Source organism: Parasynechococcus sp. (assembly GCF_042954245.1).
In the GTDB taxonomy this organism is placed as follows: domain Bacteria; phylum Cyanobacteriota; class Cyanobacteriia; order PCC-6307; family Cyanobiaceae; genus Parasynechococcus.
This window is the reverse complement of the sequence record NZ_JBGKDP010000069.1, coordinates 1-9,683: the sequence shown is the minus strand read 5'-3', so window position 1 is coordinate 9,683 and position 9,683 is coordinate 1. Positions and strand designations below refer to the sequence as shown.

Genomic DNA, 9,683 nt, shown 5'->3' with positions numbered 1-9,683 from the left:
TGCTGCCCCTGCTGCTGCTGTTCACAGCACGGATCATTGACGGCATCAGTGGCGGTACGGCGGCAACAGCCAGCGCCGTGCTTGCCGACATCACTCCTCCCGACAAGCGGGCCAGGGCCTTCGGCTTGATTGGCGTTGCCTTTGGCTTGGGGTTCATCCTTGGCCCCTTCGTTGGCGGGCAACTGGCCCGGGTGGCGGTGTCCCTTCCCGTTTGGGTGGCGACAGGCTTCGCCGCACTCAACCTCTTGGTGGTGCTCAATCTGCTGCCGGAAACCCATCCCCAGGAGTCCCGCAAAAGCCTGCCCAGAAAACGGAACCTGAATCCGTTTGCACGACTCAGCCAGGTGCTGATGAACCCCAGCGTGGGGCGACTGTGCGGAGCTTTTTTCCTGTTCTTCCTGGCCTTCAACGGCTTCACCGCCATCCTGGTGCTCTATTTCAAGCAGCGATTCGGCTGGGGCCCTGAGCTCGCCACCACCGCCTTCCTGGTGGTGGGAGTCGTCGCCACCGTGGTCCAAGGAGGGCTGATCGGGCCCCTGGTGAAGCGGTTTGGTGAATGGCGTCTGACCTTGCTGGGCCTGGGCCTGGTGATCATTGGATGCCTGCTGATTCCCAGCGTCGGTGCATCCGATCGGGCCGGCGCCATCTTCACCGCCGTCGGCATCCTGGCCCTGGGCACCGGCCTGGTCACACCAAGTCTGCGTAGCCTGGTGTCGCGGCGCCTGGGTCGGGAGGGGCAAGGCAGCGCCCTCGGCAGCCTTCAGGCCCTGCAAAGTTTGGGCAGTTTTCTCGGTCCACCCCTGGCAGGATTGAGCTACGACCTGCTTGGTCCAGTGAGCCCCTTTGCGGCTGCGGCAACCGTGCTGGTGATCGTGATCGGCCTGGTGGCCGGCAGCCCTCTGCCAGACATCTCCGACACACAACCAAGCCAGTCCTGATTGCTACGTTTCGGCTAACGACACCAGTGCCGAGCCGTTCAGCCCATGTGCGCAGCAGCCTTAGCCCCGGAGCACTACATCAACCGGGAGCTGAGCTGGATCGCCTTCAACGAGAGGGTGCTGGCCCAGGCCCTTGATCCGCGCACACCTCTGCTCGATCAAGCCAAGTTCAGCGCCATCTTCAGCAACAACCTCGACGAATTCTTCATGGTTCGCGTGGCGTCACTGAAGTCTCAGGTTGAGGCGGGCGTCAGCAAACCGAGTGAAGACGGAAAGTCACCCCTGGAGCAACTGCTGGCGATCCGAGAGCGCCTGATTCCTCTGCTGCGAGAGCAACAGGTGCATTACCGCCAGCACCTGAGGCCGAAGCTGCTGGAGCACAACGTTGCTCTGCTCGATTACAAACAGCTGAACGACGACCAATGCCAGTGGGTTGACGACACGTTTCAGACGTCGGTGTTTCCAGTCCTCACACCCCTGGCTGTGGATCCAGCCCATCCGTTCCCCTTCGTCAGCAACCTGAGCCTGAACATTGCCGCCGTGGTTGTTGATCCGGAAACAGGACAACGGCAATTTGCACGGGTCAAAGTTCCCCAGAAAAATCTTCCTCGCTTCATCGCCATCCCCTCGAATCTGAGCGGCCAGGAGCACAAACCCGTTCACACCGCCATCGCACTCGAGCAGGTGATCGCCTTCAACCTAAAGGAGCTATTCCCTGGCATGACGATCGAGGGGCACTACTTCTTCCGCGTGACGCGGGATGCAGATCTGGAGCTGAGGGATCTGGAAGCCGATGACCTGATGCTGGCCCTGGAACAGGGACTGCGAAAACGACGGATGGGCGGTGAGGTGGTGCGCCTCGAGGTGCCTAACGAAATGCCTCAGGACGTGGTGGAGATGCTGATGACAGGACTCAGCGTTGAAGAGGAAGACCTCTATGTGATTGATGGCCCCCTGGGCCTGGACGACCTGCTCAGCCTGACTGCACTACCGCTGCCAAAACTCAAGAGCCGAACCCACGGCGGCCAGACACCGACGTTGCTGGCCCGCAGTCAGCAGCACCTGCTGGAAGAGGGAGCGATCAATCTGGATGAGTTCGAATCGATTTTTTCGGTGATTCGCCGTCAGGACATTCTTCTGCACCATCCCTACGAGCTGTTCTCGACAACCGTCGAAGAGTTCATCAACCAGGCAGCGGACGATCCCCAGGTGATGGGCATCAAGATGACGCTCTACCGCACCTCAAAAGACTCGCCGATCATCGCTGCACTGATCCGTGCCGCCGAAAACGGCAAGCAGGTGATGGCACTGGTGGAATTGAAAGCAAGATTTGACGAAGACAACAACATCCAATGGGCCCGGCACCTGGAGCAGTCCGGGGTTCATGTTGTTTACGGGGTGCTGGGGCTAAAAACCCACACCAAGATTGTTCTGGTGGTGCGCAAGGAGAAGGAAAAGCTTCAGAGCTATGTGCACATCGGCACGGGCAACTACAACTCCAAAACCTCCAAGCTCTACACCGACCTGGGCCTGCTCACCGCCAACCAGGAACTGGGTCAAGACCTGGTGGAACTGTTCAATTACCTCACCGGTTTTTCCAAGCAGCAAAGTTTTCGTCGCCTGCTCGTTGCCCCCGTCACACTGCGGAAAGGCATGGAGCTGTTGATCCGCCGCGAAATTGAACATGCCCAGCACGGCCGAGAGGCCGTGATCCGAGCCAAAATGAACTCCCTGGTGGACCCAACGATCATTGCGCTTCTTTATGAAGCGTCCCAAGCCGGAGTCACGATTGAATTGATCATTCGCGGCATGTGCAGCCTCTATCCCGGTCGCGAAGGACTGAGTGAAAACATTCGGGTGATCAGCATCATCGGCCCATTCCTGGAACACTCAAGAATCTTTTCGTTCGCCAACGGCGGCTCTCCAGAGGTGTACATCGGCAGTGCCGACTGGATGAGCCGCAACCTCGACCGCCGCATTGAAGCGGTCACACCGATCGAACACCCCGAACATCGCCAGAAACTGGAACGCCTGCTGCAGCTGTACTTCAATGACAACCAAGGTGCCTGGGACATGCAGAGCGACGGCATATTTGTGCAGCGCAAACCCGAAAATGAGGCCTCGGAACGTAATTCCCAGATTCAATTGATCAAGGAATGGAGTAACGGCATCCAATCCTTGTGATTCTTTTAATTTTCAAAGGGATTGCGTCTGTGACATCAGATACAACATTCCTTCAAAAACAAACTTGAGGCCGCCACGATCTCAGTCGAATCAGTTGTTTTGAAAGCCCAAAGATTCAGCTCCTGAAATTCTTTCGATTCAGAACAGTCAACACTGTTGCTTGGTGCTAAGTTCAGCCCAAATTCATTCAGGAGACCAGGGTGATGGGGATCCCTCTGGAATCTTCCGGCACGACAAAACAGTCGTCCCGGAAGAAACCTGCGTTGCCGTCCACTGGAAGCCGACCATCGACTCGACAAGGAGGGCGGCTTGCCACCGACTCCATCGGTTTTTACCTGAGCAGCATCGGACGCATTCCCTTGCTGACTGCAGCTGAAGAAATTGAACTTGCACACCATGTGCAAGCGATGAAGCAACTCCAGGAGTTACCGGAAGAGGAGCTGACCTCCCGGCATCGCCACAAGATCCGCATGGGCAAACGTGCCCGCGACCGGATGATGACCGCCAACCTCCGCCTCGTGGTGAGCGTGGCGAAGAAATACCAAAATCAGGGTCTGGAACTGCTCGATATGGTTCAGGAAGGTGCCATCGGCCTGGAACGAGCGGTCGACAAGTTCGACCCCGCCATGGGCTACAAATTTTCCACCTATGCCTACTGGTGGATTCGCCAAGGCATGACGCGGGCCATCGACAACAGCGCCCGCACCATTCGCCTGCCAATCCACATCAGCGAAAAGCTCTCCAAGATGCGCCGCATCTCCCGGGAGCTGTCCCACCGCTTCGGCCGTCAACCGAATCGGCTGGAGTTGGCGAGTGCCATGGGCATCGAACCCCGGGAACTGGAGGATTTGATCTCCCAGAGCGCACCTTGTGCATCACTCGATGCCCATGCCCGTGGCGAAGAAGATCGCAGCACCCTGGGCGAATTGATCCCAGATCCCAACGGTGAGGAGCCGATGGAGGGGATGGATCGCAGCATCCAGAAAGAGCATCTGGGGGGCTGGCTGTCGCAGTTGAACGAGCGCGAGCAGAAAATTCTGAAGTTGCGGTTCGGTCTTGGTGGTGAAGAGCCTCTGACCCTTGCGGAGATCGGTCGTCAGATCAATGTATCCCGTGAGCGCGTCCGACAGCTCGAGGCCAAAGCGATTCTCAAGCTGCGCGCCATGACCAACCAACAACAAGCCGCCTAAGCAACTTGCTTTCCTTCACCGGACCCATCGCCATCCTGCTCTGGATGGCGATGGTGACAGCAGGCGCGGTGTTGTGTCGTCGCCTTTGGCCGAACCAACGGGAACTGAGCCGAAAAATTGTGCATATCGGAACCGGAGCCGTGGTCCCTTTGGCCTGGTTCTTTCAAATTCCCTTCGTCGTTGTCCTACCTGTCGCGGCGGTGATCACACTTGTGACGACGATAAACCACCAATGGCGCTTCATCCCCGCCGTTGAGGATGTCGATCGCAACAGCTACGGCACCATCGCCTACGGCATCGCGATCACAACGCTGCTTCTGCTGTTCTGGCCAACCCGAGCCGATGCGGTGTCCGCCGGGGTTCTCGTGATGGCCCTGGGGGATGGCCTTGCAGGGTTGATCGGCCGCAACGTCGAGTCCCCGAGGTGGGTTCTTTTTGGTCAGACCAAATCAACCGTCGGCACGATGACCATGGCCGTTGTCTCAAGCCTGGTGCTGATCGGCCTGGCGCAATGGTCGGGGGCTGACCTGATCCTGCCGGCAACCCTTGGCATGGTGGCCATGGCAACCGGGCTGGAACAGCTCAGCTGGCGCGGTCTCGACAACCTCAGCGTTCCCCTCAGCGTTGGGGTGCTGTGGAGTCAACTGGTGGTCTGAGCTCAGATGGTGACGCTCAAGCGGTGACCGTCTGTCTGCGACTGGCCACGGCTGCGGCCAAATCATCCAACAAGGTCTCGGTGGTCTCAAGGCTGATGCAGGCATCCGTGACGCTCTGGCCATAGGTCAGCTGCATCAGGTCGGCGTTCAGTTTCTGGTTGCCTTCCACCAGATGGCTCTCGATCATCATGCCCATCACGTGATTGGAGCCCCCCCGCAACTGCTCAGCAACACTGGCCAGCACCTCCGCCTGTCGGCGGAAGTCTTTGTTGCTGTTGGCATGGCTGCAATCCACCATTAGACGATCCTGCAGACCGGCCTGGCTCAACGCGGCTGCGGCCTCCTGCACAGCCTCCAAGTGGTAGTTGCTGCCCTGGCTGCCGCCGCGCAGCACGAGGTGGCCGTAAGGATTGCCCGTGGTGCTGACAATCGAGGCATGACCCTCGCGATTGATGCCGAGGAAGTGATGCGGCTTCGCTGCCGCCTGCATGGCATTAATCGCGATGGTGGCACTGCCGTTGGTGCTGTTCTTGTAGCCAATTGGCATCGACAGCCCTGAGGCCATTTCGCGGTGGGTCTGACTTTCCGTTGTCCTGGCGCCGATCGCGGTCCAGCTGATCAAATCAGCGATGTACTGCGGAACCACAGGATCAAGCAGTTCCGTTGCTGCGGGAATCCCCTCACGGGCGAGATCCAGCAGCAATCCCCGGGCACGACGCAGACCGGTGTTGATGTCGTAGGAGTCATCGAGATGGGGGTCATTGATCAGCCCCTTCCAGCCGACCGTGGTACGCGGCTTCTCGAAATACACCCGCATCACCACCTCGAGCTGATCCTTCAAGCGCTCGCGAATCGGAGCCAGGCGCTGGGCATACTCCCGGGCAGCTTTGACGTCGTGCACGGAGCAGGGGCCCACCACCACCAGCAAGCGCTGATCACGGCCACTGAGGATGTCTTGAATGCGCTGGCGGGCTGAGGCCACGGTCTCAAGTGCCGCCGCGTCCATGGGCATCTCCTGATGCAAGACAGCAGGGGCCACCAAGGGACGTGTCTCCACCACATGCAAATCGGAGGTGGTGGCCATAACTGGACGCGAGACTCCGACCAAGGCTACGCACCCCGCTCACTGGCAACAGACACGGTCCGGAAGAATGGTGGTCATCCCTGAACAGAGATCTCCATGCTGAGCGATTACCGCGAGCTGGCCGCCGCCCGGGAAGCCCAGGGCGTTCCCGCTCTTCCGCTCAACGCCGAGCAGACCCAGGGACTGACCGAGCTGCTGCAGAACCCTCCCGTCGGTGAGGAAGAGTTCTTGCTGCACCTGCTCAACGAACGGATCCCCCCGGGTGTGGATGAAGCGGCTTACGTGAAGGCCACCTGGCTCAGTGCCGTGGCTCAGGGAGACGCCAAGAGCCCCCTGGTGTCACCACTGGACGCCACACGCCTGCTGGGAACGATGGTGGGGGGATACAACGTCGCTGCCCTGATCGAGCTGCTGAAGCACTCCGACGCTGCGCTGGCTGGCTGTGCTGCTGAGGGACTCAGCCGAACGCTGCTTGTCTACGACGCATTCAACGAAGTGATGGATCTGGCGGCGGACAACCGCTTTGCCAAGCAAGTTGTGGACAGCTGGGCTGCAGCCGAGTGGTTCACCGCCAAGCCCGAACTGGCCGACAGCATCACCGTGACGGTGTTCAAGGTTAAAGGCGAAACCAACACGGACGACCTATCGCCGGCCACCCACGCCACCACCCGGCCTGACATCCCCGTCCATGCCCTGGCGATGCTCGAAACCCGCGATCCAGAGGGCCTGAAGACCATCGCGAGCCTGAAAGAGAAAGGCCATCTCGTAGCTTACGTCGGTGATGTGGTGGGAACCGGCAGCTCCCGCAAGAGCGCCATCAATTCGGTGCTCTGGCACACCGGCCATGACATCCCCCACGTACCCAACAAACGGGCGGGCGGCGTAATCCTTGGCGGCAAGATCGCCCCGATCTTCTTCAACACCGCTGAAGACTCCGGTGCCCTGCCGATCGAATGCGATGTCACCGCACTGAACACCGGTGATTTGATCACCATTCACCCCCATGCCGGCACGATCGAACGGGACGGCAGCGTGGTGAGTCGGTTCAAGCTGAAGCCCACCACGATCAGCGACGAGGTGCGGGCCGGCGGTCGCATCCCCCTGATGATCGGTCGCGCCCTCACCGACAAGGTGCGCGCCAAGCTTGGCCTCACCCCTTCGGATCTGTTCATCCGCCCCTCAGCCCCGGCAGACACCGGCAAGGGCTTCACCCTGGCGCAGAAGATGGTGGGCAAGGCCTGCGGTCTCGCGGGCGTCCGACCCGGCACCAGCTGCGAACCGCTGATGACCACCGTCGGCTCCCAGGACACCACCGGCCCGATGACGCGGGACGAAATGAAGGAACTGGCCTGCTTGGGCTTCTCCTCCGACCTTGTGATGCAGAGCTTTTGCCACACCGCTGCCTATCCGAAGCCGGTGGATCTGCAGACCCAGAACGAACTGCCCGACTTCTTCGCCCAGCGCGGTGGCGTGGCCCTTCGGCCCGGTGACGGCATTATCCACAGCTGGTTGAACCGGATGCTTCTGCCCGACACCGTCGGCACCGGCGGCGACAGCCACACCCGCTTCCCCCTCGGCATTTCCTTCCCAGGCGGATCTGGGGTTGTGGCCTTTGCGGCCGCCATCGGCGCCATGCCGCTGGACATGCCGGAATCGGTGCTGGTGCGTTTCAGCGGATCCCTGCAACGGGGTGTCACGCTCCGGGACGTGGTCAACGCCATCCCCTGGGTGGCCATTCAGCGGGGGCTACTCACCGTTAAAAAAGCCAACAAGAAAAACATGTTCAACGGCCGGATCATGGAGATCGAAGGTCTGCCCGACCTGAAGTTGGAACAGGCCTTCGAACTCACCGATGCCAGTGCCGAGCGTTCCTGCGCCGGCTGCACGATCAAACTCTCCGAAGACACGGTGAGCGAATACCTGCGCAGCAATGTGACGCTACTCAAAAACATGATCGCCCGCGGCTACAGCGACGCCCGCACCCTGGCCCGCCGGATAAAGGAGATGGAGGCCTGGCTGGCGAACCCGCAGCTGATGAGCGCTGACGCTGACGCTGAGTACGCGGAAGTGCTGGAAATCAACCTCGACGAGCTCACCGAACCGGTGGTGGCCTGCCCCAACGATCCCGACAACGTAAAGCTGCTCAGCGAGGTGGCCGGTGACCCGGTGCAGGAGGTGTTCATCGGCTCCTGCATGACCAACATCGGCCACTACCGCGCCGCAGCCAAGGTACTGGAAGGCGCCGGCCAGAACACGGCGCGACTCTGGGTTTGCCCCCCAACGCGGATGGACGAGGAGACGCTGAAAGAGGAGGGTTATTACGCCACCTTCGAAGCCGCCGGGTCCCGCATGGAGATGCCGGGTTGCTCCCTCTGCATGGGCAACCAGGCCCGCGTGGAGGACAACACCACCGTGTTCTCCACCAGCACCCGCAACTTCAACAACCGCCTCGGCAAAGGAGCTCAGGTTTACCTGGGTAGCGCCGAACTGGCCGCCGTCTGCGCCCAGCTGGGACGCATCCCAACCCCAGAGGAATACCGCAGCATTGCGGCCGAGAAGATCGATCCCCTCTCCGACGAGCTCTACCGATACCTGAACTTCGATCAGATCAGCGGCTTTGAGGATCAGGGGCGGGTGGTCAGTGCTGACGACGAAGCAACCGTTCTGGCTCAGGCCTGATCCCGGATCACCTCATCTGTATCTGTGCCATCCCTGAGCGAACCCACACAACGACACCACCTCCTGGGCTCCAGCCGGAGCATCAGGAGGTTATTGGAGCGCCGCTGGCTGGTGGTGGTTTTAGCTCTGGCGCTCACGGGCCTTGGGGCTGCCATCACCGGCCTGCTGTTCACCAGCGGCATCAACCTGCTGCGGGATTGGCGGCTCGATCTGCTCGATGAGTTTCCAGCCTGGGTGGTGCTCCCCGCCCTCGGCGCCATCGGCGGGATGATCTCGGCCTGGCTGATCACCAACCTGTCTCCGGCCGCTGGCGGAGCCGGGATTACCCACATCATGGGCTTCCTGCGCCACCGGTCGGTGCCGATGGGTCTGCGGGTGGGCCTAGTGAAACTGGTGGCCGGCATCATTGCCATCGGCTCGGGTTTCCCCCTGGGCCCGGAAGGCCCCGCCGTTCAGATGGGCGGCTCCGTGGCCTGGCAGATGTCCCGCTGGCTGCGGGCACCGGTGGCCTTTCGCCGGGTGATTGTGGCCGCAGGTGGCGGTGCCGGCATTGCCGCCGTGTTCAGTGCTCCCATCGGTGGATTCATCTACGCGATCGAAGAGCTGCTCCACTCCGCCAAGCCCATGGTGCTGCTGCTGGTGATCATCACCACCTTCTCGGCCGACACCCTGGCAGATGTGCTGGGCTTTCTCGGCCTCAACCCCGGGGGCGGCGGACTCAACAGCACGATCGGATTTCAACTGGAACGGGAGTACACCCCCCTGGTGCGCTTCCTACCGGTGGATCTGCTGTATCTGGTCGCTCTCGGTGTGGTGATCGGTGTACTGGCGGAGCTCTACACCCGCTACGTGCTCACCATGCAGCGGCAAGGCAACCGTTGGTTCGGAGACCGACTGATCCTGCGCATGACCGTGAGCGGGCTCGTGCTGGGCTGCGTCTATGCAGCCCTGC

General features: G+C 60.8%; 7 protein-coding genes. 6 read left to right on the top strand and 1 reads right to left on the bottom strand.

Features of this window, described 5'->3' with window-relative positions; all coding sequences use genetic code 11:
* From ACGVJ8_RS03410 to ACGVJ8_RS03395, 4 genes are all read left to right on the top strand, one after another.
* Positions 1-938 (top strand): MFS transporter (locus tag ACGVJ8_RS03410; protein ID WP_392345492.1); only part of this gene is annotated, 938 nt, incomplete at its 5' end.
* Positions 939-983: 45 nt separating this feature from the next.
* A complete protein-coding gene (ppk1, locus tag ACGVJ8_RS03405; protein ID WP_392345491.1) occupies positions 984-3,122 on the top strand; it encodes a polyphosphate kinase 1 in 2,139 nt (712 codons plus the stop codon).
* Between the two features lie 203 nt (positions 3,123-3,325).
* Entirely contained in the window at positions 3,326-4,312 is a 987-nt protein-coding gene (locus ACGVJ8_RS03400) for an RpoD/SigA family RNA polymerase sigma factor (protein WP_392345490.1), read from the top strand.
* A gap of 5 nt (positions 4,313-4,317) precedes the next feature.
* Positions 4,318-4,968 carry a diacylglycerol/polyprenol kinase family protein gene (locus ACGVJ8_RS03395; RefSeq protein ID WP_392345489.1) on the top strand — a complete coding sequence of 217 codons (651 nt, stop codon included), beginning with the start codon at positions 4,318-4,320 and terminating at the stop codon, positions 4,966-4,968.
* Between the two features lie 16 nt (positions 4,969-4,984).
* Here ACGVJ8_RS03395 and ACGVJ8_RS03390 read toward each other — a convergent pair whose 3' ends face one another.
* Complete coding sequence (locus tag ACGVJ8_RS03390) at positions 4,985-6,052, bottom strand: 3-deoxy-7-phosphoheptulonate synthase (RefSeq protein WP_392345488.1); 1,068 nt, start codon at positions 6,050-6,052, stop codon at positions 4,985-4,987.
* Between the two features lie 96 nt (positions 6,053-6,148).
* Here ACGVJ8_RS03390 and acnB point away from each other — a divergent pair, with 96 nt between their 5' ends.
* Positions 6,149-8,731, top strand: a complete 2,583-nt coding sequence (gene acnB / locus ACGVJ8_RS03385; protein ID WP_392345487.1) for a bifunctional aconitate hydratase 2/2-methylisocitrate dehydratase — start codon at positions 6,149-6,151, stop codon at positions 8,729-8,731.
* A 24-nt stretch (positions 8,732-8,755) separates the two neighbouring features.
* On the top strand, positions 8,756-9,683 hold a 928-nt coding region (locus ACGVJ8_RS03380; protein WP_392345486.1), incomplete at its 3' end, for a chloride channel protein.